This is a genomic window from Lysinibacillus sp. Bpr_S20, assembly GCF_023337835.1.
Lineage (GTDB): Bacteria > Bacillota > Bacilli > Bacillales_A > Planococcaceae > Lysinibacillus.
Window position 1 is genome coordinate 355517 of the sequence record NZ_JALNLQ010000003.1, and the last position, 24429, is coordinate 379945.

Annotated in this window: 16 protein-coding genes, 1 pseudogene and 1 riboswitch; of the genes and pseudogenes, 3 read left to right on the forward strand and 14 right to left on the reverse strand. The window is 36.0% G+C overall.

Going from position 1 to position 24429, the window contains the following annotated elements; genetic code table 11:
- Positions 1-360 precede the first annotated feature (360 nt).
- A pseudogene (locus MWJ95_RS09570) lies at positions 361-1155 on the reverse strand (ribonucleotide reductase N-terminal alpha domain-containing protein); the annotation flags it as partial.
- 452 nt (positions 1156-1607) lie between these two features.
- Positions 1608-2438, reverse strand: a complete 831-nt coding sequence (locus MWJ95_RS09575; RefSeq protein WP_249073610.1) for a lipoate--protein ligase family protein — start codon at positions 2436-2438, stop codon at positions 1608-1610.
- Between the two features lie 282 nt (positions 2439-2720).
- Here MWJ95_RS09575 and MWJ95_RS09580 point away from each other — a divergent pair, with 282 nt between their 5' ends.
- Together MWJ95_RS09580 and MWJ95_RS09585 are read left to right on the forward strand one after the other, a co-directional pair.
- Positions 2721-3104, forward strand: a complete 384-nt coding sequence (locus MWJ95_RS09580) for a rhodanese-like domain-containing protein (RefSeq protein ID WP_249074084.1) — start codon at positions 2721-2723, stop codon at positions 3102-3104.
- 574 nt (positions 3105-3678) lie between these two features.
- A riboswitch (glycine riboswitch) is annotated at positions 3679-3755 on the forward strand.
- Positions 3756-3917: 162 nt separating this feature from the next.
- Positions 3918-5267 (forward strand): amino acid permease, encoded by a 1350-nt coding sequence (locus tag MWJ95_RS09585; RefSeq protein WP_249105193.1) that lies wholly within the window; start codon positions 3918-3920, stop codon positions 5265-5267.
- Positions 5268-5456: 189 nt separating this feature from the next.
- Here MWJ95_RS09585 and MWJ95_RS09590 read toward each other — a convergent pair whose 3' ends face one another.
- The 9 genes from MWJ95_RS09590 to comX form a co-directional block, all read right to left on the reverse strand.
- Positions 5457-6425 carry a glutaminase gene (locus tag MWJ95_RS09590; RefSeq protein ID WP_249105195.1) on the reverse strand — a complete coding sequence of 323 codons (969 nt, stop codon included), beginning with the start codon at positions 6423-6425 and terminating at the stop codon, positions 5457-5459.
- Between the two features lie 140 nt (positions 6426-6565).
- Complete coding sequence (locus MWJ95_RS09595; protein WP_249105198.1) at positions 6566-7981, reverse strand: M20 family metallopeptidase; 1416 nt, start codon at positions 7979-7981, stop codon at positions 6566-6568.
- Positions 7982-7997: 16 nt separating this feature from the next.
- On the reverse strand, positions 7998-9224 hold the full coding sequence (locus tag MWJ95_RS09600; RefSeq protein ID WP_249105200.1) for an MFS transporter: 1227 nt from the start codon (positions 9222-9224) through the stop codon (positions 7998-8000).
- A gap of 447 nt (positions 9225-9671) precedes the next feature.
- Positions 9672-10976, reverse strand: coding sequence for a hypothetical protein (locus tag MWJ95_RS09605; RefSeq protein WP_249074083.1), 1305 nt, complete (start codon positions 10974-10976; stop codon positions 9672-9674).
- Positions 10977-11247: 271 nt separating this feature from the next.
- Positions 11248-14115, reverse strand: a complete 2868-nt coding sequence (locus MWJ95_RS09610; protein ID WP_249105202.1) for a hypothetical protein — start codon at positions 14113-14115, stop codon at positions 11248-11250.
- Between the two features lie 405 nt (positions 14116-14520).
- Positions 14521-15060 (reverse strand): SMI1/KNR4 family protein, encoded by a 540-nt coding sequence (locus tag MWJ95_RS09615; protein ID WP_249105203.1) that lies wholly within the window; start codon positions 15058-15060, stop codon positions 14521-14523.
- A 2-nt stretch (positions 15061-15062) separates the two neighbouring features.
- Positions 15063-15770, reverse strand: coding sequence for an endonuclease V (locus tag MWJ95_RS09620; RefSeq protein ID WP_249105205.1), 708 nt, complete (start codon positions 15768-15770; stop codon positions 15063-15065).
- A gap of 143 nt (positions 15771-15913) precedes the next feature.
- Positions 15914-18232 (reverse strand): sensor histidine kinase, encoded by a 2319-nt coding sequence (locus MWJ95_RS09625; protein ID WP_249073602.1) that lies wholly within the window; start codon positions 18230-18232, stop codon positions 15914-15916.
- Complete coding sequence (comX, locus tag MWJ95_RS09630; RefSeq protein ID WP_249105207.1) at positions 18223-18384, reverse strand: competence pheromone ComX; 162 nt, start codon at positions 18382-18384, stop codon at positions 18223-18225. The genes MWJ95_RS09625 and comX overlap by 10 nt, the downstream gene beginning before the upstream one ends.
- Before the next feature lie 468 nt (positions 18385-18852).
- Between comX and MWJ95_RS09635 the strand changes: the two genes are divergently transcribed.
- Positions 18853-20082, forward strand: a complete 1230-nt coding sequence (locus MWJ95_RS09635; protein WP_249105209.1) for a DUF418 domain-containing protein — start codon at positions 18853-18855, stop codon at positions 20080-20082.
- A 316-nt stretch (positions 20083-20398) separates the two neighbouring features.
- On the opposite strand, the gene gcvPB is transcribed toward MWJ95_RS09635, so the two are convergent.
- The 3 genes from gcvPB to gcvT are packed head-to-tail and all read right to left on the reverse strand — an operon-like array spanning position 20399 to position 24330.
- Entirely contained in the window at positions 20399-21862 is a 1464-nt protein-coding gene (gene gcvPB, locus MWJ95_RS09640) for an aminomethyl-transferring glycine dehydrogenase subunit GcvPB (protein WP_249073599.1), read from the reverse strand.
- Entirely contained in the window at positions 21855-23201 is a 1347-nt protein-coding gene (gene gcvPA, locus MWJ95_RS09645) for an aminomethyl-transferring glycine dehydrogenase subunit GcvPA (RefSeq protein ID WP_249073598.1), read from the reverse strand. Before gcvPA ends, gcvPB begins: the two co-directional genes overlap by 8 nt.
- Positions 23202-23226: 25 nt before the next feature.
- Positions 23227-24330: a glycine cleavage system aminomethyltransferase GcvT gene (gene gcvT, locus MWJ95_RS09650; RefSeq protein WP_249073597.1), complete on the reverse strand. Its 1104-nt coding sequence runs from the start codon at positions 24328-24330 to the stop codon at positions 23227-23229.
- Positions 24331-24429 lie beyond the last annotated feature (99 nt).

The window sequence follows — 24429 nt, forward strand, 5'->3', positions numbered from 1 at the left end:
ATATCTTACATCTTATTAGATGTCCTCGCACTTCGGAGTGGCTTCACTCCTACTCTACTCACTTCCGCTAACATAGCGTGCTTTCGATGGTCGTTGAACCTTCCTCTCTGAAAGAGGCTTGGCTGCTGATTGTCTTTATCCCACTGCTATTTTCAAGCATTCACGCTTACCGTTTCCAGTTACGTTGTAGCTAGCAGTGCATTTATGATTTATTGTAAAACCACATATTAAACATGTCTGTGGCTGTTTCGCATCATAAACATCCATATTTCCCACCTCGATTAAAGTGACAATATTTCCGTTAAAGAGTTCCCAGCAATTCACGAGGTTTGTTTACGCAGAAGCACTTAGATTATGTTTACCTCTGCGCGAGCCACCTTGTTCGACAAGATGAGTCAGTTTCGCAATATCATCTAACCATGAAACGGAACCAGATGATTTACCATTTACACCACGTGCTAAAGTGTTACGCGGACGCAATGTCGAACCATTTGTCCCTACACCACCACCGCGGCTCATAATTTCCATTACTTGCTTACGGTGATCACTTATTCCTTCACGTGAATCTGCTACAAATGGCATTACGTAACAGTTGAAGAAAGTTACATCCGTTTCAGATCCAGCTCCGTAAATAACTCGTCCAGCTGGAATGAATTTTAATGATACTAACTGCTCATAAAACTTCTCAAACCATTCTTGGCGTTTCTCTGGTGTTTTTTCTACAGCAGCAAGCCCAGTAGCATTTCGTTTTGCGATTTGTTCATAAAATATTTCAAGAGGCTTTTCTAACACATCAATTGAACGTGTAATCACACCCGTTTCTTGCTCTTTTGGATCATCTATAGCACTACGGTAATCTTCCTCGATCAAAATTTCTGCTGTTTTAGTAGACATATCAAGCTTTTGGATTGTCCCTAAACCACGTGCAGGGAATTTTGGATCTGCCTTCACTGTTAAGACGACGAAATCTCCGGCTTTTAACGTTTTCTTTTCCGTATCCTTAAACGAGTAGCGATCGATCATTACAAGTCTTGATACACCTTTATGTGTAATGTGCATATCAGGCGTTACAGGATGAACCTGTGGAAATTGTTCAATATCTTTGTTTAACTGTTCAAATTTGTTTACTTCGGGTTGATGATTTGTGAGTACCATCGTTTTGCCTCCCTTATTTTCTGCTTTACAAAATATAAATACACAATATCATGTGTCTTTAAACACTACATATTGTGTATAACTCTTTTAAAAAGATACTATATATAGTTTTTTAATTCAACTCTTGCAATTTCGAACAGAATGCGAACTGCTTGTTATCACAAGGATTGAATGATAAAAAAATATTTTTCTTATACTTTTTCAGGCGTGACGATCAACCATTTTTATCCACTCATATTAAAAGACGCTGATCTTTGTTACGGGCTTCTTGTTTTCTCGCGGGCGAGGTCGAGTCGTTTCCTCCACTGCGCTCCGTGCAAGGTCTCGTCTGTCTCCCTTTCCCGCTGGAGTCCAATAGCTCTTCACTATAAACAGCTAAAAATAGAGATATAAAAGTAAAATCAAAATCCTTTACCATTAAATAGAAAAGCAATATATAATACTATTTATTTTTATTTTTTGAAGTTCCAATCATCACATGCATATTTTTTTTCTTCTAATTCATGTACATATTCTAATTGCTCCTCAGAAAGTGTAAATGGTTTTAAATCAATTTGCAACGATTTTGCAAAACCATCACGGAAAGCTGTCACACATTGGTCAATAGTCACAGGTTCTTTCACAAGGCTATTGATAGCAACCGCTTTTTCTGGTAGCTTTCTACGCATTCGTTCCTTCGCTTCTTCACTAGAAAAATTAAAAACAGACAATAATTTCTCCTGATCTAAATCCAGTAAAATGGCTCCGTGCTGTAAAATAACACCTTTTTGACGAGTTTGTGCACTACCAGCTACTTTTTTACCTTCTACAACAAGCTCATACCAGCTCGGTGCATCAAAGCAAACTGCACTTTTAGGTTTCTTTAAGTCCGCTCTTTTTTCTTCTGTATCTGGCACACTAAAATAAGCATCCATACCTAAATTATGAAAGCCCTGCAAAATCCCTTCACTTAACACTCTATAAGCCTCTGTCACTGATTCAGGCATATTTGGATAGCTTTCTGTAACAATGATGCTATATGTCAACTCATGTTCATGTAATACGGCTCTACCACCTGTTGGTCGACGAACAAAGCCTAAACCCTGTTGTTGCACAGCCTCAAAATTAATGTCTCTTTTCGCCTGCTGAAAATAGCCAATCGAAAGTGTTGCTGGCTCCCACTCATAAAAACGAATGACTGGTGGAATTAAACCTTCACTATGCCAATCAAGTAATGCTTCGTCCAATGCCATGTTGAAAGATGGGCTACATTTCCCTGAATTTAGAAAATACCAAGTTGTCATATTTTCATCTCCTACGAATATTAAATTAAACCTTGGCGAACGTGTACAAAATATGTTTCTCAAAATTTTGACACTCTGCGTTTAGTTCTATTCTTTATTGAATAATCTCCACCCAAGTCTAAGAATGGAGTGAAATGATTCTGTGACCTTTCACTAATAACATCCATCAATAAAGATAGATTAATTCTAGCCACAATCTAATTAATTTTATCAAACTCATTGGACTATCGCTAGCGCATCTTTTATAATAATAAAGAAGATAGAAAGGGGTAAGAAATTTTGTTGAACACACTTATCACAATCGGTGTTATTTTAGTAGTCGTCATTGCATATATCGGCATCAATGCCCTACGACTAAAAAAAGCCGTAACAAATCTAACACAAGAACAATTTATTGAAGGCTATCGTAAAGCACAGCTGATCGATGTACGTGAGCAAAAAGAATTTGATGCAGGTCACATTCTTGGTGCACGTAATGTTCCTTCCACTACTCTACGTCAACGTTACAAAGAAATCCGCCCAGATTTACCAGTATATTTATACTGCCAAAATACAGGCCGTAGCTCACGTGCTGCTCTATTTCTTAAAAAACGTGGCTACAACCAAATTTACCAACTTCAAGGCGGCTTCCGTACTTGGACAGGTAAAATAAAGTCAAAAAAATAATAATAAACGAGCGTTAAGACATTCGTGACTACTTTAAATCCATTTACTTCGTAAATGGATTTATATAGACCTATCTCACTATGTTTTAAACAAAAACAAACCATCTCAAATAACAATGAGATGGTTTGTTTTTTGCAAAAAATTCTGAGTTTCTACTATATTATAGTAATTGTTTAACGTCTGACAAGTTAGTTTAAATAAGGGAAAGCAACGTGAGTAATTTATGCCTATTCCCACTCTCATATTCCCTTGCCAAATGAAGCCGCTCCCCTAAACACTTTATAAGCTCATGGTTAATTTCCGTTCCGGCTTTTATGAATATCCTTCTCATTTTTTGGTTAAGAGCCCCGTTCAGATCAGAAATCAAAAATCATCCACATATTAACATATGCCTAAAAATACTATTTTTCGTAAAAAATTTACCTAGACGAACTCCAATCTTCTTTTTTCTGATAAATAACTAAAAATTTATCCTTGAATAATTTTGGTAGCACTGATAGGATGGATAATATCTTAAAATAATGTCATCAAGACATACAATACAAGCTATGAATGCTATGGATAACACTATAGCAGGAGCAGTTCTGGAGAGAGCGCATTTTGCGTCGCCGAAGGGTTCACTATCTCAGGCAAAAGGACAGAGGAGTAATATCAACTTTCAGCATGAAAGCTATACCACACGAATGTTTTCTTTTTTACATATAACATCCGCAATCGGTATTTGTTATTCTGACGTTTACGAGACTAGTGTCACTACTAGTCTCTTTTTTATTTTCCAGTCATAGTTTTTACAAATCTTTGAGGGGGATTAACGTGGAACAACAACAATTAAAACGTGATTTAAAAAATCGCCATGTGCAGCTCATTGCGATTGGTGGAACAATCGGTACTGGTTTATTTTTAGGATCCGGGAAAGCAATTGCTTTAGCTGGACCATCCATCATCTTCGCCTATCTAATTGTCGGAACTGCCCTATTTTTTGTCATGCGGGCATTAGGTGAACTATTATTATCAAATGCTGGCTATACATCATTTACTGATTTTGCATCTGAATACATAGGACCTTGGGCAGGTTACATCACTGGTTGGACATATTGGTTCTGCTGGATCATGACCGCTATGGCAGATATTATTGCTGTCGGCGTGTATGTACAATATTGGTTTGATATACCACAATGGGTGCCTGCTATTGGCTGTTTAGTACTGTTATTAATTTTGAATTTATTAACTGTTAAACTATTTGGCGAACTAGAATTTTGGTTCGCCCTTATAAAAGTCATTACAATTGTTGCATTAATTGCTATTGGACTATTTATGTTATTTTCAGGTTTTCAAACAAGCACTGGCACAGTTTCTGTTGAAAATCTTTGGGCCCATGGTGGGTTATTCCCGAACGGCCTGCACGGATTCCTAATGGCATTCCAAATGGTTGTTTTCGCTTTTGTTGGTGTCGAATTAGTTGGGGTATCTGCAGCAGAAACGGCCAATCCTAAAAAAAATATTCCTTCTGCCATTAACAAAATTCCAATACGTATTTTATTATTCTACGTAGGGGCGTTATTTGTTATTTTATGTATTAATCCTTGGCATGAAATGTCTGCCTCAAGTAGTCCATTTGTACAAGTATTTACACTAGCCGGTATTCCAATTGCCGCAGGTATTATCAATTTTGTCGTATTAACATCCGCTGCTTCTGCCGGTAATAGTGGGTTATTTTCTACAAGCCGCATGCTCTTTAATCTTGGAAACAACAAGCAAGCATCACCAGCGTTTGCAAAGCTCAATAAAAACAGTGTACCAAGTAACGCACTCGTTGTGTCTGCAATTGTTGTATCCGCCGGTGCATTACTAAGTAAATTAATGCCTGAAAACGCCTTTAGTGTTGTTACGACGATCAGTGCTATTTGCTTTATATGGGTGTGGAGTATTATCTTAATCTCTCATATCATTTATAAACGTAAAAATCGTGCCCTTCATGAAGCATCGATTTTCAAGGCACCTTTTACTCCGTTCGTGAACTATTTAGTTCTGGCCTTCTTTGCATTTCTATTAGTAGTGATGTTCATTTCAGAGGCAACACGTACTGCGTTACTTTTAACACCAATTTGGTTTATCCTACTACTCATTATTTATAAAATGAAACGAAAGAAAGCAATACGCTAAGGTGAAGTCCTGGATAGTGTCACTTTGAAAGCAAGTGACTCTATTCAGGTTTTTTTATTGCTAACGGTATACTCAAGAAGCGGGGCTCATTGCCTCCCTCATGTTGAAACAAAAAAAATCGTCTCTCAAAATGAACAAATCTACAAAAAAAGATGACTCCATTTTCTGAAGTCATCTCTCTTTAATTCACTAAAAAATATTCATATTCCACTCGGTAGCTAAATGCTTTAGCAAATTCACTCCGGCTACACTGTTCCCGATGTCATCAATTGCTGGTCCGTAGATGCCAATGCCGCAGCCAGCAGGAAAAGGTGAATCTAAGCCTGCGTGACTTGGCACGGCCGCTAAAATCGCACCAGAGACACCACTTTTAGCAGGTAACCCGATAAATGCAGCAAATTTACCAGAAGCATTATACATACCGCAAGTAACCATCAATGCCTTCGCTAATTTTGCTACTTGCTTCGGAAAGAGCTGTTTATTTAATAGAGGGTGATAGCCGTCATTGGCGATTACTAAACCAATCATCGCTAAATCCGAAACATTTACTTCAATAGCACATTGTTTCAAATAAACTTCCAACGCTTCCTCTACAGGACAGTCTAAAAAGCCAGAATCCATTAAATAATAGGCTAATGAACGGTTTCGATTAGCAGTTTGCCATTCCGATTGATAAACCTCTTCATTCACCTTCAATTCCTTGCCAACCATTTGTTCTAAAAATTGCAGGATTTTAGAAACCTTCTCTTGCGGAGAATTTCCGTCAAGCATTGAGGATACTGTAATGGCTCCTGCATTAATCATTGGATTAAAAGGTTTGCCAGGTTGATGGCTTTCTAGACGAATGATCGAATTGAAGGTGTCTCCTGTAGGTTCAACATCTACTCGTTCTAATACATAAGGTAAACCTCGTTCCATACACGCTAAAATAAATGTCACGACTTTTGACACACTTTGCAGCGTAAATAATTCTGCTGTATCTCCAGCTTTCATTTCGTCATTATTAGTTCCGATAATCGATATTGCTAATTGATTTGGATCTTTTTCCGCTAAAGCGGGAATATAGCTCGCGCATTTCCCTTCTTTTGCATAAGGACGAAACTGCTTCACCCATTCTGCCGCAAGGTGATTATTATGATTGATATGTTCTGTCGGCATTTTGTGATCTCCTTTCAAAAAACGGCATCTTCTGCCATAGCTACTCAAGTAAGTACACGTAACTAAGAAAATTCTTACTAATAGGCAAAAACAGAGCCTCCATAGTTTACCCTACGAAGACTCTTTTTGGTATAACTTTTTTAAAATTTTGGAGGCTCAGTACCTTCTGGAATTAGTGAAATATAAGGCTCCCCATCCAGACGTTCCTTCCATTCTTTTTTAGCTTCTTCAATAAGTGACGGATGATCGATTAACTCAACTGCCGTGCAAGCCATAATTTTTGCTGCCTGTAGCATCCCTTTATGGGCTATCGGCATAACCCCCTGTGATACAACTTGCCAGGTATGTAATGGTGTACCTAATGCCATACATACCGTTGTACATTGAACAGTTGGTACATTCCAGCTTACATCACCAACATCCGTTGATCCACCTAATATAAATTCAGGTAGGACACTTGGGATATGGTTAGCAATAACTTTACCCTGCAGCTGTGCGGCATCCTCTTTTTTTAGACCCACTAATGCTGATGCCTGAATTTCAGGAGTAAATGTATTAAAAATAGCTTGGGCATGCTGCTCATCTTCTAGTGTATAAGGTGGCATTCCTAGATCCAGTATTTGTTTTTGCATCACATCATAAAGTACTTTATTTGGAATAAGATTTGATGCCGCTCCCTCAAAGTCAATTTCTAACGATGTTTCAGTCATCATCGTTGCGCCTTTAGCAATCTTTTCAACACGTTGATAAATCTCTTGTACTTGATGCTTTTTAGGAGCCCTTACTAAGTATGTCACCTCTGCATAAGGTTGAACGACGTTCGGAGACGTTCCTCCTGAGTTTGTAATCGCATAATGCACGCGAGCTTCTGGAATGATGTGCTCACGTAAATAGTTTACCCCAACATTCATCAGTTCAACTGCATCTAATGCACTTCTTCCTAGATGCGGCGCTGCTGCTGCATGTGCACTTTTTCCTGTAAACTTAAAAGTAGCTGCATAGTTTGCTAGGGAACTGCAAGTCATTACAGTTGTATAAGTACCAGGATGCCAAGAAATTGCAATATCGACATCATCAAAAATACCAGCCTTCGCCATATAAGCCTTACCTGAACCATTCTCCTCCGCTGGACAACCGTAGAAACGAACCGTAGCCGATTGATTATTTAGTTCTAGGTAATCTTTCACCGCTACAGCCGCAGCGAATGCGCCTGTCCCTAATAAGTTATGACCACAACCATGGCCACTTCCCCCGGCCTCTAATGGCTCATGATGCGTAGCCCCGCCTTTTTGACTCAAACCAGGAAGTGCATCATATTCACCGAGAAAGGCAATAACTGGCTTTCCAGATCCATACGTTGCAACTAGTGCTGTATCCAACCCTGCAATTCCTAGTTCCGTTGTAAAGCCCTCTTTTTCTAAAGCAGCCTTCATATATTGTACAGATTTCTGTTCTTGAAAGTGAAGTTCAGGTACTGCCCAAATGGCATCACTTAATTGAATACTAGCATCCCTTTTTGATTCGACTAATGAAGAAATTTTTTCATGCACACGCATAGTTTCATACCCCCTATTAAGAATTCAAAAGACTTCCTTTTTGATCATTTAACGTTAAAAGTGAAATAATACAAATAACCGCAAATCCTATTAACATCCAAAAGGCTGCATCGAAGGAACCGTTAAAAGCATCTACCATAAAGCCGATTGCCATTGGCGTTACAAATCCAGCTAATTGCCCGCCTGTATTAGCAACCCCCATTGCTGAACCTGTAATAGATGAAGGTAATTTCTTTAACACAATGGCAGGTAGTAATGTTACAACAAATGCGATAAATAAAGTTACTACAGTTTGATAACTAATAAACATCGTCACAGACTCTGCTTTAAACATGAAGTACAACAAAATACCAATAACTCCACACGAAATTGAACCCAAAATCTTGTCCATTCCTCGAGGTAACTTGTCAATAATATAACCGCTACCATAAATACCAATAATAGTAGCGATAGCTGGAATTGTTTGTGCCCAACCAATGGACATTAAATCGAGTCCACGATTTTTTTGAAGGTACGTTGGAATCCAAGAAACTAATCCCCAGTTCACTGCATAGATGCAGAAATACGCAATAATTAAATTCCACATAAGTGGTGTTTTAAGTAGTTCCTTAAAGTTAACTTTTGTAGAAACATTTTCTTTACTATTGCTATTTTCCTCCGCGTCATCTTGTGGAAGTTTGATATATTTCCAATATAAAAATGAAATAATGGCTCCGATAGCACCAATGACAACAAACATTGTACGCCAACCAATTGTTCCTAACAGATAAGCTGCAAGTAAAGGTACGATTAACGAAACGATCCCCCCAGAAGAAAGCATAATTGACATTGCTCGCCCTCGTTCCTCTCTTGGGAAAATCGTCGCAATAATTTTAGAACTAGATGGCTGAAACCCACCTTCCCCAATACCAAACAAAAATCGAATGATAATCATGGCAACTAAAGACCAAGCTAGCGCTGTTAAACCTGTAAATATCGACCACATGATTACTGAAAACAGTAAGATTTTTTTAGCACCAAATTTATCAGCAAGCCATCCACCTGGTATTTGCATAATCGCATAGCCTAAGAAGAAAGCGCTTAAAATAATTCCCGTAGAAGAAGCATCTAATTTTAAATCACCAGTAATCGATACCACTGCATAGTTCATAATGTAACGATCTAGATTTCCTAAAGACCATCCTAAAAATAAGAGTGCTAGGATTAAATTTCTGGATTTTTTTGTTACTTCATTCGTTGTCATTAACATCCCTCCCATGTTTAAACTACATCGCTGCAATTGATAGTAATAGGAAAAAAATTTTAACATCTGAAAATTGCGACATCTAAAACTCCTATTCTTCCATTCCGATGTCTTTTGTAACCCCTATAAAATATTTTTCATCTCTCCCTATCTATTTCCTTTTATATAACGACAATTTCGTTATTTATTCGTATAATAATCGACTTTTTATGAATTGACAACATTTTTTTGAAAATTTCTAATAGATAATCGCACAGAAAACGATGCATAAATTAGGTCACAATACTAGGAAACCGTTGATTTATCTACATTTTTCAAATATTCAGCAAAACCAAAAAAATCACTAAAATTTTCGGCATCCTTCTATTTACATTAAGCTTTCTACAAAACAAAAAATGCCCCAAAACCATTTATTGGTTCGGGACATTTATATTTCATGTGGTTGACCTACATCACAAGCTGATATATTTTTATTGGTCTGCCACGTGTATGCTGTAATTCTTCTCCATAAATTTCCGCCAAGCCTACACGACATAAATCAGCCACGATTCGCTGCGCATTTCGTTCACTCATTTGAAGTTGTGTGGCTAAATCCTTTGTCGTAAAATGCTTCCAGCGCATTTTTTGAACGAGCGCTTGTATTTTTGTATAGGTTTTAATGCTAACGTTACCTTTTTTTAACCTTTCAAGGATTGTAGGATCCTCTGCTCTATAAGAATATGTTAGCTCCTCGGTATTTCCAACAGATTCAATTATTGTGCCATCATCTTGAATCATGACAATATCGATTGATTCATTTTCTTTCGTTTGACGTAAAGCTCTATGCGCATTTAATTCGGCATTAAATACCGTTTGCGCAAAGCCAATTCCTGCTATGACCTTTGCTTCCATTTCTATGGATAGCTGATACATTTTTTCCTTGATGAAATAAATCTGCCCTTCGATCGCTCCACGCGTACTAAAAATTGTATATCGGCCATTCCCTTCCTCGATTAAGGACCCATCAATTTGTTCACATAATTGCAATAAGTTTTCTTTCATGCGTAATTCTAGATATTGAATACGATATCCTTGCTTCATTCTTTCCTTCAAGGAATCAAAATCTTTTATTTCGAGCATAACAGCACTAATTTGCGTTTCTTTATAATACGACGTTTTAATTTTTTCAGTAAAGAGCTGAACCGTATGATAAATCTCAGTTTTAGTAGGTGATATCCAATAGGACGGAACCCCCCTCTTCTTCAGCTCTTCGTCAACTGACGGGTAACATGTAATCGCAAAATCGATTTCCCCTTTCAGCCATAGGTCATAATGGAACGTAAATAATTCTTTTGGATTAATCGCAACATCAAATTCCTTTAAATAGATCTTCCTTACATTTTTCTCTATCTCAGTTATCCCTTTTGATGCGTTATATGCTGGTGATGAGATAATATCAATACTAACACGATCAACAATTTTCCCCATTTTATAGGACTGCTCAAAAAAACCTTTGTAAATGGCCGCTTCAGAAAAGAGGATATGTGCTAGCTTTTCCTGCGAGACACTCGTCTGACTAGCAATTTTATAAGGTATGTACCCCGAAAATAACCAAAAGTCAACATCTTGATTATGTGTTTCTACAAGATGTTTTGTTTCTGTAGCAATCGAATAAATATAAGGAATAAAGTCCATCTCTTTTTCGATTTCATGTGCTAACTCGATAATTTTTTCTACGGATTTTATTGGGCCAACAACACCTATTTTATACATCACAAGTTCCTACCTTCTGTGTCAAACTACCTTTGTTATAACAAAAAATTCTCAATTATTATGCAAATTAACTATAGTATAACGAAGAATTGATATTCTACACAATTAAAAAAGATAAATTTAACCAACAGGACCTTTTTAATTAAGGGCGTCTATTAGAGCTTTTACGTTTTATCATCCAACTTTTAATTTTTATCTTCACGCGCATGCCAGACACGTACACTAAACCCCGAATAATTTTGGTTATTCGGGGTTTAGGTTTTATACAATTTTATAAATCGGTTGGATACATTTTCTTATATAATATTTCTAATTTTTTCGAGAGTTTACCGTATGCAGTTTGCCAAGCTTTACGTTCTGGTGCATTTTCGCCTGTAGAAGGTACGTAAAGAGCATGAACCTCTGCGACCTTTTTCAAATCATTCTCGGCCTGGGTAAGGTTAGAATAATTTTTAACGACGCTCTTTTCAGAAGCACTAAGATTATCATAGGCTGCACGAATTTCTTTTACTTTCGTCTCCAAATCATCAATATATTCACCATTTACAAGCAGTAAATTAATCGATTCTACTAATTTCAAAGCAATTTCATTAGACTGTTGTTGATCTTTATCCTTATCGATAATAGCTTGTCGTATTTCTGGGCTAACTAAACTCATTTGTTTTGATGTTAGCTTTGCAAAAGCTTTAATGACAGTCGTTGGATTACTAATAAATGATTTTTCATACGTCTTCATAAATGATTCTACTTTTTTCACATCAGCAACCGCTGTTGTTAAAATAGCAGCATTCGTAATTCGCTTTTTATCACTCGAGCTCAGCTTATTATATTGCGTTGAAAGCACCTTAATTCTTTCCATTGAAACTGTATACGTATCATTTGAGACAATGCTTGCAATTTCATTATTTAAAGTTGTGATATCCGGTGCATTACCGTCTTCTAGACGATTGTTTAGCAAATCTTCATATTGCTGTTTTGCCAAATATTGCTGATTTGCCGGTAATTTAGCATAAGCAGTTTCTACTGTTTGAATTTTTTTTGCTTGTTTCGCAGCATCTGTTTCTTCTCGTGCAGTTTGTACTTTTTTATGGAATGACTTCACACCAGAAAGATCTTTACTAGCAGCTGTTAATAAATAATAGTTTGTGACATACTTTCGTCCAGCCGAAGATAGACTTTTATATTTCGTTGTTGCTGCATTTACAGCAGTTTCGAATTGTGCAAATGTATATTTCGTTACATTAGCAAACTTATCAATATCAGCCTTCAAAGCCAATGCAGCAGCTTTATCAGCAGGTTCCTTACCATTTACATCAACTGAAATAGTCGGCGTATTTAATAAAAAATCGTTTACATTATAAACAAGTGATTGTTGTAAACTAGTTAACTTATTATAAGCTTTCAATACATTCGTGTAGTTAGTTTTCAACTTACTTTCAGCTACCCCTGGCGTTTCTGAAAGCTTTTGATAGGCATTCATGTCCTTAATAATTTTATCAGCTGCTTTAAAATCTTTTTGCAACGTTACAATTCTTTCATAGCCGACAATTTTAGCAGCGGAATTTTTCGTTAAGCCCTTATATTCATTTATAATACGGTTTACATTATTGACATGGCCTTGCCAAGAATCTACTGACGGATCTATCGGGTAACTGTCATCCACATCACCTACATAACTGTCAATTTCTTTATTTAATCTTTCTATTTGACTGTTCTCTGCGTTTTCAGCTTGAAGTAAGGTATGCATATAATTTTTTTGTACAAGCTGTAGTTGCTTATACGTTAACTTTTCATAAGCGGTACGTATTGATTTTGCTGTAGTCACCTGTTTGCTAGGTGAATCATTTTGTGACAGCTTATCGAAAAGTTTAATAAATTGTTCAACCTTTTTAATATCTGACTTAGCATCACTTAAAATGGTTTGATTTTGAACAGTTGCTCGGTAAGTTTGAGACAGTTTTGCTATATCTTTTTCAATTGTTTCAACTGCTGTTTGTAAAGCTTCGATGCTAGTAGGTACATACGTAACAAAGGAATTTTCATGTTTTAATAATTCAACAATTGCCTGATTTAGTCTTCTAACTTCTTTAAATTCATCGATATCTGTCGGATCTTTCAAAATGTTTTTAATGCTATTGTATAAAGCATCGTTCAGATCTAAGCTACGTTGTAATAAATCCAACTTATCATATGCCTCATCGATTTCTTTTAAATATTTTGGTAGATCTTTTTCATTTACCTCATTAACTTTATCTACTTTTTCATTTAACTTGCTTATTAATTCTACATCAGCCACTGCTCGCTTTAATACATCATAATTTTTCACATTCGCCTTTGCTGCAGTCGATAATGCTTGATATTTACCTTCTAATGCCGTTACTTCAGCCTGAAAAGATTCTAGACTTGTTGCATTATACTTGTTGTCATTTATTAGTTTTTCAATTTCTTGAATCATTGAATCCGATGGTTCGTTAGAAATAGTTTTTACATCGGAAACATCAGATTCTACGAAAGAAGTTCCTACCTTTGCCTGTACTCTAACCATAATATCTGTGATACCATCTTTTAAAGCATTATTAGGAATTCTGTATGTATCGCTAGTCGCTCCCTCAATAATAGTGGCGTTTTCACCAACTTTATAAAACCATTGATAGCTATATGTAATTTGATTGCTTTGTAACTTTGCACCTGCTTCGTCAGTTACAATTGCACCCGCTACTTGCACCAATTCACCAGGTACTGCATAGTTTGAACTACTATTAATTTTAGGTGCAGTAATTGAAAGATCTAGGTCATTGATCGTACGGGGTTCACTCTTATACTTATCACCTTTCGTTGTTGTCGCTTCCACGAAAACTGCTTTGCCTGCCGCTTCTACTGGTATTGTAAATGAGGCTGATGTTGCACTAGAGATTGGTTTATTCTTTGAATCATTGGAACCATCCACATAATACCATTGATAAGCATTGACAATCGAATTCGCTGGTAAGTTTTCAATAGAAGCTTTTAAAGTTTCATTTACTTTATTATTCCCTGAGACTGTGACTAAAGCTGTATCAGCACCCACCGCTCCTGCAACTGTTGGTACCATAAGGGCTGCTGGGATTGCCGCAGCTGTGAAAAATAATTTTTTATTCAAATTTTCTTACCTCCTCTATCATCTATTGGATTATATCGGCTACATCTTTAATAATTCTCTTCATTTTATAGATTAATTCTAAAAAGTGTATTTTCTCCCTATTTCAACATGATAAATGATAATATTATGATTTTAGACCGTTTTTTATAATATTTATTTCTTTCTCTTGTATTTACAATAAATAGTTGTTAATTGCGTAAATAAGCTTCAAAACGACTAATAAACGCATTTAAAGAATGACATCAAAGAGGCATCTCAATTGATTGATAATTGGGATGCCTCTTCGCTATGTATACTTATAGAAACAGCTAGATATTGATGCCAAATTATCACACCAGAAATTTTGGAAAATCAAACGTTCGTGAAAAAGATCTTTTAATCAAATAACGTCATTTATCTCCTTAGTCAACTATCAGCATCACTTTCTTCATTTAAACAGGTCTCTATAAATTCAAAGAGACTCTTGGCATCAATTGTTCGATCTCCCCAATCATGCCAAAAATACAACACCTGGCCCACTACTCCTTTTTCTGTTGGATCTGTATCAACACAGAGATAATCGCCACCACCATTTTCAGCAATTGGAATCCATTTTTTATTCCAAAGCGTTGGTTTAACCTCCTCACCATACTCTATATCTGGAAGCAAATCATCTGGATCAAACTCCTTCTGTAAAAACTTCCAATTTTCTATAATTTCAGAAATAGGGGAAAGTGTTAAATTTCTAACAAAAGGCTGTACTCCAGGCGACCAGTCTTGCCCATTAAATATACGATAAAAACTTTTCATCTCGTCAGGAAGAGTAATACCCAAAGTTGTTTCGATTAGTTGAAATTCTTCAGCAGTCGCACCGGGCTGAAGGTTTAATGCTTCTCTACCATTCACCTCCAACTCCGAATTTTTTTCTATTAAACGATTCCATAAAATTTCAGCTTCACTTTTCATTTTCAATCCCTCTTATTTATCATAATATCTCGTCGTAATTTTCTTGCATGATGAGTGGCCAAATCCGCATATCTTGTAGGGATTGGTAAACGACTATCTTTTTCAATAAAGTGCATCGTTATTTTGGTTGCTGTATCTAAATCAATCTCGTTCCCACATGAAACAAATATCGGTTTAACATCCTTTCTACTTCTTAGAGCACGACCGTATACTACCCCATCAATCACAATATCAGTATACGCTCCAGCTCTATTTTCCGGCATTATAAAATCTGTGTTCTCTATTTTATAATACGTTTTGGCAACGCCAATTGTCGGTTTTTCCAAGAAGAATGAAGCATGTGTAGCAATGCCCATATGACGACTATGTAAATAACCATTTCCATCAAACATGTAAAGGTCTGGATTTATCTTCAACTTTTTAGCAGCCTCTATAATCAGAGGTAATTCGCGAAAGGCTAAAAACCCGGAAATATACGGAATGGTAATTTCATTTATGTACTCAACCTGTTCAACTAACTTTTTGGAACTAAAATCAATGACTTGAATGCAACAGACCCCATATTCTTTATTATTTTCATTCCAATAGGCAATATCTACTCCGGCAACGAGTTTAATTTGATCAGCAGAAAAATTGTTTTCTAATGAAATATGCTTCCTTAAATCATTTTGTTGCGATGTATAATTCAAGATCATTTCTTCTATTTCCATGAAGATATCATCTCCTCTCTATATGATTATACTACCAAGATTTTGCAACCAAAAGCACCCCCAAATCCATACATATATAGATTAGGAGGTGTGAAAATGATTCATATCTTTTTTTCTCTTCATATATGATCCTCTGCTATAAGTTAGCCTTCCAATACAAGTATCGTATCCATAGGAATCGAAGTATGATCCCCTTCATTTACCTTAATTCGAATAGACATTCCTTCTCCTACATTGGTATTGATAGTAAACTGCCCATTAAAGGCTTGTACCCTATCTTGCATTCCTCTGATCCCCATTGAATCAGCCAGAATGATCTCATCCATTTTACATCCTACACCATCGTCAGCATAAATAATTTCAAAGCCATCTTCCGTTTCTAAAAGATGAATTTCGACAGTGTTGGCATGCGAATGTTTTAATGCATTGTTTAATAACTCTTGGAAAAGTCGATAAATCATCAAGTTTAAACGTTCATCTTCTAAATATAGCCGATCAATTGTGTAAATCAAAACAAAATCAGCACGCTTATGAACTTTGTGAATTAGCTTCTCAAGCGCAGCATTTAAGCCCAAAGTGTCCAGCAATGGCGGCTTCAAATTTTCACAGTACCCTCGTAAATCATTCAATGACGCAATCATATGATCATGAATCTTAGAAAGGTTCGCCTGAATATCCTTTGTCTTTGCATGCATAAATACATCCATTTCTCGAGCAATATGGAGCTGCTCTTGTAAAACCGTATCATGAAGCTCTTGCGCTAATTGATATTTTTCTTGTTCAAATCGTAGCCAAAGAAGCTTATTGAGCCATGGTAGCTGATTTTTATCAGCCTCTTTCATATGCTTTAACTGTTCTAATAGATCTTCCACCATTTTCGTATTTTCTATAAAATTATTTACATATAAAAGCAATAATTCAAGCCATAATAATTCCTCATCCTTTAGATAAATAGATTTATTATGGTCTACAACTAATATTCTTTTAAAGTTAATATCTTGATGGATAAAAGCAATATAAAAATGCTCTGTCTTCTTTATATCACCTAAGCGAAGTTTCTCAAGCAATATTTCGTTTATTTGATTTTGGGTATATTCTTTTGATGTATTAGTGGAAGTTACGTGATGTGTTTGTAAATCATAGGTTAATACGGAAACCTGTTTAATCTCAAGGTGTAAAGCTATTTCTTGAACAAATTTCTCAAGCAAGTCTTCTATCTTTACGACCCTTCCAATACTATCAACTGTCGTATACAACCGGTGGATATAATCCCCTTTTGTCGAATATAGAATTTTTCGCTTATGATAATCTATTTTCTCTTTAATATAAAAAAGTGCTATTAAAGACAAGAACGTAAAAAAGAAAATTTCGGTCATTCTTGAAATAGATAAATCAGTAAGCCAATAAAGACCCATTAATAGCCAAATGGTAAAAACAAATGAAAAATTAAAATAGTGGCGTAAACGGGTAATAAAGTACTCCATATCAAATATACGTTCAGTGAGCTGTGTACAAATAAAACTGTATGGGATGAGCATTAAGAATAAAGAGCATACTTCACCAGTGAGTATGTGAACTTGAAAAATAATTTCCGGTACAGCAAACAAAAAAAGGAATGGTAAGAAGGGAATAATAATGCTTAACAAAAACATTTTTAATTGAGGGGTTTTATATTTTAAATAGCCTATCCCTAAAACACCAAAAATTATTATTAATAAAATAAAAAATAACCATAGAGTAAAATTAGAGAATATAGGATTCATATATGGATAGATAATACTACAATAGCTAAGAACAGCTATAATTAAAGGTACTACATATATTATTTTAATGTTGTAAATCAATAGCCAATTTAAATTTAAGAATAAAAAATAATTTCTTAAAAAATGAATCAATAGAACAAGACAAAGAATCATGCTACTTCGATTCACAACAGTTCCAACACTATCTAACATTCCAGACGCACCCATACTAACATAAGCCAAAGATACTGTAAGAATAAACAAAATAAGTATATTTATCAAACTCGAATTCTTTTGCTTATAATATAAGAGGATAGAAATAATTAGACTTAATAAGTAAAAACTTGCAGGTACAATCAATAAATACAAAAGCTGTTCAGGAATGTTAAATGGATCTATATGTATATGAAGTAACTTCTTATCTTGCTTCACCAACGTTAATTCTTTAGCAACTCTAATTACAGGATCATATTTTATATTATTTATTTTATTAATATTTTTTCCATCAATTTCTAAAACAATATCCCCTGGTGAAATTCCTTGATCATTTGCCCATTTCTTAAAATATGGTTCACTTATTAACCATTGTCCATTCTCTTCTTTTAACTTTATTGCTAAAAAAGGCGTGCTATAAGTAACATAAAGTAAATAGCTTCCCAATATGAGATATGTACTTATAGCAAGCCAAAACCAGTTATTTTTTAAAGATTTTAGAACCAAAGGCCACTACTTTCTAAACGTACCTCTTCATCAAAAGAATCCAGAATTGCCTTTTGTTCAAGTTCTGTAACACCAAGTAGAGAAGCTTTTTTTTCTTTTAACAAAGTTACCATCGACGGATTTTGCTCTAAAAATTGAATCGCGTTAATCATAAAATCTCCTCATTTCATTAGTTTTTATAGTTACACTTTCTGGATACTCATAACATCGAGCGTCAACTTATATTTACCAAATATTTTACAAGGAATTAATAACCATAAATGTAACTACACCTTCATTATACTATCACTTTACATTTAATCAACAGAATTTTCTATTAATCGCTAAAAAATAATAGATTATGTATCATTTTCCGCAAAACATACTAATTTTCGTAATACTTCGCCTCATCCACTTTATGAATTTCTGTCAATAAATTCACAGAACTATATCAGTTTCGATTCTTCTCGTTCACTCAAATGGATGAAGAAAGAAGAATTTATTTTTATAGATGTTCCATATTTTTTTCCTGTATCCCCTTATAAAATCCTGATAATTATAATTTAAAGTGTCATTAGCAAAGTTTTTTCAACAACGTAGAGACTTGTTGAAAGAACAATAAAAATAAAAAGGATGATTTTATGAAGCATAAGCTTTCACCCATATCTGCTAATGAGCGGATTGAAACACTCGATGTATTAAGGGGATTCGCATTATTAGGAATTATATTAGCCAATATTGTTTGGTTCCTTTATCCGGCTTATATGCAAGAAGATCTAAGTTTTAAAAATGAATGGACTTCTTTTTGGAATCAAGCCGATTTTACAGTTCATACTATTCTTTCTATGTTTATCGATGGGAAATTTGTTATGCTGTTTTCTATGCTGTTCGGTTTTGGAATGGTCATTATGCAGGAAAGAGCCGCTGCAAAGCAACTAAACTTTTGGGGAATTTATTTTAGACGACTTATTGCATTATTTATTTTCGGTTGTATCCATGCATATTTCATTTGGTTTGGGGATATTTTAACAGACTATGCAATCTTAGGGTTATTACTCCTTTTCATGCATAAGTTAAAACCTAATGCTATGTTAATCATTAGCCTAACTTTATATAGCTTACTTTTTGGATTAGTAACGTTAGGAGCTCTATTCTCCGATTCTACGATGATGTCAATGACCATGTCAGAGGAAAGTCATCAACTTATGCAATTAACGATAGATGCCCATCAAAATGGGAGTTTTCAAGAATTAATGAATGCTAATTTTATGGAAAGAACTTTTTATACAATGCGTAATGGACTATATGTTCTTTCTCTAGGAAACCCTATATTATATTTATTTACAAATCTTCCGTACTTACTAATGTTCTTATTCGGAGCAGCTGTTGCGAAGAAAAAATGGATTCATCGTTTCGAGGAATATCGAAAAGGCTTTTTCATTACATGGTTACTAACATTGATTTTTGGTGGAATATTGTGCTGGATATTACCTTTCCTTTTAGAAAACTTTTCAGCTGTTCAATCTATTAGCTCACCACTCCTAACAATCTTTTATGCTATTAGTTTGATCTTTATTTATCACACGGTTAAAGGGAAGAAAGTTTTACAGTGGTTAGCGTTCCCTGGAAGAATGGCCTTCACAAACTATATCGGCCAATCTATCATTTGTACATTGTTATTTGGACCATTTGCATTTAGCGTATACGGAAAACTCCACTTAACGACAGCCATCATCATCGCTATTGTCATTTTTGTTTTCCAAGTGATTTTTAGTAAGCTTTGGCTATCCAAATTCCGCTACGGACCATTAGAATATATTTGGAGGTCATTTACTTATTTAGGTATTAACAAGGAATCTGAAAATGCATAGGTAGGGCAATTAGGAATTTCTCGATAAATTTGGATTCTTCTCTATAGAACTAAGGGGCTACAATTAGGTAGCCCCTTACTTTGAACTTTAAAATAGTAACGTATGGTTTTATCCATGATTTTTTAGTTCTATTCATCACTTTGACAGTGCTATCCGCACTCTGCAGGTCCTATTAGGCCCTACTTCTTCTATCCATTTTCTGAGAGCCTAATCTACATTCCGCCTAAATTGAATCCGCATCTATTGCATTTAAAATGCCCCCAAAATAATAAAAAAAGACGCCCAACAAACTCATTGGACGCCTTCTAGTAGTTATTTATGCTTTTTGGTAACGTAGCACAGGTGTACGAGCAGCGCGTGTTTCGTCTAAGCGAGATACGACTGTAGTATGCGGTGCTTCTTGTACGATTGATGGATTTTCTTCTGCTTCTTTTGCAATTTGAATCATAACATCGCAGAATGCATCTAATGTTTCTTTTGATTCTGTTTCTGTTGGCTCGATCATTAATGCCTCTTCCACATTTAATGGGAAGTAAGTTGTTGGTGGATGGTAGCCAAAGTCTAACAGACGTTTTGCGATATCTAAAGTACGAACGCCAAGTTTCTTTTGACGACGACCTGATAATACAAATTCATGCTTACAATGACGGTTATATGGTAGATCGTAGAATGGCTCTAAGCGACGCATCATATAGTTTGCGTTTAGTACAGCGTATTCTGTTACAGCTTTTAAGCCATCTGGACCCATTGTACGGATATAAGTGTATGCTCGTACGTTGATTCCAAAGTTACCGTAGTAAGGTTTAACACGTCCGATTGATTGTGGACGGTCGTAATCGAAGTGATATGTTCCTTCCTCCGTTCTTACTAAAACTGGTTTTGGCAGGAATGGAATTAAATCTGCTTTTACACCTACTGGACCTGAACCAGGGCCACCGCCACCGTGAGGACCTGTAAATGTTTTGTGTAAATTTAAATGGACGCAGTCAAAGCCCATATCACCAGGACGTGCTTTACTCATAACTGCGTTTAAGTTAGCACCGTCATAGTATACTTTACCGCCAACAGAGTGAATAAGCTCTGCCATTTCGATAATGTTTTCTTCAAATAGACCAAGTGTATTTGGATTTGTTAGCATTAATGCAGCTGTATCAGCACCAACTACTTTGCGTAAATCCTCAATATCTACTAAACCATTTTCATCTGATTTAACAGTGATAGTTTCAAAGCCTGCAACAGTTGCCGATGCTGGGTTCGTACCGTGAGCAGAGTCAGGAACAATAACTTTATTACGATGACCTTCACCGTTTGCCTCATGGAAGGCACGAATCATCATTAATGCTGTCCATTCACCATGTGCACCTGCCGCTGGTTGTAATGTCACTTCATCCATACCTGTAATTTCAACTAATGAAGTTTGTAGATCATAAAGAAGCTCCATTGCACCTTGAACAGTTGATTCATCCTGTAATGGGTGAACATTGGCAAAACCAGAAATTCGTGCAACAGCCTCATTAATTTTAGGATTATATTTCATCGTACAAGAGCCAAGAGGGTAGAAGCCTGAATCTACACCGTGGTTTCGACGAGAAAGTGCAGTATAGTGACGCATAATATCAAGCTCAGAAACCTCTGGTAATTCCGCCGCTTCCGCACGTACTAAGTTTGCTGGAAGTAAATCTGCAAGATCTACCTCTGGTACATCAAGTGCTTCTAAGCTGTAGCCTACGCGACCTTCTTTGGAAATTTCAAAAATGAGTGATTGATTTTCGTTATGCATTAAGAGCCCCCATTTCTGCAACTAGTGCATCAATTTCTTCCTTCGTGCGTAATTCTGTTACAGCAATTAGCACGTGATTTTTAAGAGAGTCATATGTTTGACTTAAAGGATAACCACCGATGATACCTTTATCAATTAAGCCTTTATTAATTTCTTTCACACATTTATTTGTTTTCACAACGATTTCGTTAAAGTGTGCACCTTGGAATGCTACTGTGAAGCCCGCCGCTTCAAAGGCATTTTTAGCATAGCGAGTTTTCGCGATATTTTGCATAGCCATTTCACGAACACCTTGCTTACCTAGGGCAGTCATTGCGACAGAAGCAGCAAGTGCAAGAAGCGCTTGGTTCGAACAAATATTTGATGTTGCCTTATCACGACGGATATGTTGTTCACGGGCTTGCAATGTTAAAACATAACCACGACGACCTTCACCATCTACTGTTTCACCAACAAGACGACCTGGAACTTTACGCATTAGTTTCGTTGTTACTGCAAAGAAACCACAGTGCGGACCACCGAATGCTTCAGAAATACCGAAAACTTGTGCGTCCCCTACACAAATATCAGCACCTAGCTTACCAGGAGGTGTTAAAACCCCAAGTGAAAGTGGGTTTGAAGATACGACAAATAGACTTTTTGCCTCATGTGCAATATCGCCAATTACTTGTAAGTCCTCTATCTGACCAAAGAAGTTAGGATATTGTGCAATTACAGCTGCTGTATTGTCATCAATTTGCTCTTTCAAAGCTTCTACATCTGTCACACCATCTTTATGTGGAACAGTAACAATTTCAATGGATTGACCATATGCATATGTAGCAACGACATCGCGATACTCAGGATGAACCGTTTCAGATACTAAAATTTTCTTACGACGTGTATGCCCAGCTGCAAGCATACCTGCTTCAGCTAATGCTGTTCCACCATCATACATAGAAGAGTTTGCAAGATCCATACCTGTAAGCTCTGCAATCATCGTTTGGAATTCAAAAATTGCTTGTAATTCCCCTTGTGAAATTTCTGGTTGATATGGAGTATACGCTGTATAAAACTCTGAGCGAGAAATAACATGGTCTACGATAATTGGTTTATAGTGGTTGTATACGCCTGCACCTAAAAATGATACGTTAGCATTTGTATCTTTATTTTTCGCGGCAAGTGCCGTTAATTCTTTTAATAAAGCTGATTCAGATTTTGCATCTTTAATATCATATAGGCCTTTAAAACGTACTTTTTCTGGAATATCCCCAAATAACTCATCAACTGAGGATACACCGATTACGTCTAACATTTCTTGTTTATCTTGTTCCGTCATTGGTAAATAACGATGTTTCATAAATGTAGGTCCCTCTTTTCAACTATTATTTTGAACGCTTGTAAAACGGTGTTTCTACTGTTACTACTTTTAAGTGCTTACCACGAATTTCAATTTCCAGTTCAGTTCCGATAGTTGCGAATTGACTGTCAATTAAGGCGTGACCAACATTACGTTTAGAGGAAGGAAGCTGTGTACCTGTTGTCACTTCACCGATTTCCTTACCATCCTTAAACACTTTGTAGCCATGACGAGGAATTCCTTTATCGATCATTTCAATGCCTACAATTTTACGTGACAGTCCACCTTCTTTTTGTGCCACTAATGCATCATGACCATTAAAATCCTCTTTATTTAACTTCACAGCAAAACCGATACCAGCCTCAAGAGGTGAAATTGTCGCTGATAACTCTTGCCCATATAATGGAAGACCTGCTTCAAAACGAAGTGTATCACGGCAGCCTAAACCTGCTGGAACAACACCTTTGTCTTTTCCAGCATCCAAGATTTTACTCCATAATGCTTTAATATCTTCCGGAGAGCCGTATAGTTCAAAACCATCTTCTCCTGTGTAACCGCTACGAGATACTAATGCTTTATGTCCTGCAACTTCAACATCTGCTTGGAAACGGAAGTATTTAATCGTTTGTAAATCAGTATCTGTTAATGTTTGAAGAACCTCTTCTGCTAATGGACCTTGAAGGGCAATTTGTGCATATGCATCTGATTGATTGTCGATTGTCACATCATATTGATGTTGATTTTCCATCATCCAGTCATAATCTTTTTCAATATTTGCTGCATTGACGCACAATAAATAATGATTATCTGCTAATTTATACGTTAATAAATCATCGACAACACCACCATCTTCATAGCACATTGCATTATATTGCGCTTGACCTGTTGCAATTTTTGAAATATCATTTGTCAAAAGATTTTGTAAAAATTTTAATGAATCAGGTCCAGTTACTAAAATTTCACCCATATGTGAAACATCAAATAAGCCAGCACGATTACGTACTGCGTCATGCTCTTCTTTAATAGAAGAGAATTGCACTGGTAATTCCCACCCACCAAAGTCAATTGTTTTACCATTATGCTTTGCGTATTCTTCAAATAGAGGTGTACGTTTTAATTCATTCGTCATTGTTTTTGCCCCCTTACAGTTTCATTTTTTACTGGTAGTAGTTCGTCTGTTTTTTATCTGTACAGTCATGCTTTCCATGTTAGTTCATCCATTAAAGAT

Coding starts and splice junctions, on each gene's coding strand:
- gcvPA (WP_249073598.1), bottom strand. CDS start 23,201: ATGAAACATCGTTATTTACCAATGACGGAACAAGATAAACAAGAAATG.
- MWJ95_RS09595 (WP_249105198.1), bottom strand. CDS start 7,981: ATGCGTGTGCATGAAAAAATTTCTTCATTAGTCGAATCAAAAAGGGAT.
- MWJ95_RS09590 (WP_249105195.1), bottom strand. CDS start 6,425: ATGCCGACAGAACATATCAATCATAATAATCACCTTGCGGCAGAATGG.
- MWJ95_RS09620 (WP_249105205.1), bottom strand. CDS start 15,770: ATGGAAATAGAAGAAATGATCTTGAATTATACATCGCAACAAAATGAT.
- gcvPB (WP_249073599.1), bottom strand. CDS start 21,862: ATGCATAACGAAAATCAATCACTCATTTTTGAAATTTCCAAAGAAGGT.
- comX (WP_249105207.1), bottom strand. CDS start 18,384: ATGATTAACGCGATTCAATTTTTAGAGCAAAATCCGTCGATGGTAACT.
- MWJ95_RS09635 (WP_249105209.1), top strand. CDS start 18,853: ATGAAGCATAAGCTTTCACCCATATCTGCTAATGAGCGGATTGAAACA.
- MWJ95_RS09575 (WP_249073610.1), bottom strand. CDS start 2,438: ATGACAACTTGGTATTTTCTAAATTCAGGGAAATGTAGCCCATCTTTC.
- MWJ95_RS09605 (WP_249074083.1), bottom strand. CDS start 10,976: ATGTATAAAATAGGTGTTGTTGGCCCAATAAAATCCGTAGAAAAAATT.
- MWJ95_RS09615 (WP_249105203.1), bottom strand. CDS start 15,060: ATGAAAAGTGAAGCTGAAATTTTATGGAATCGTTTAATAGAAAAAAAT.
- gcvT (WP_249073597.1), bottom strand. CDS start 24,330: ATGACGAATGAATTAAAACGTACACCTCTATTTGAAGAATACGCAAAG.
- MWJ95_RS09600 (WP_249105200.1), bottom strand. CDS start 9,224: ATGACAACGAATGAAGTAACAAAAAAATCCAGAAATTTAATCCTAGCA.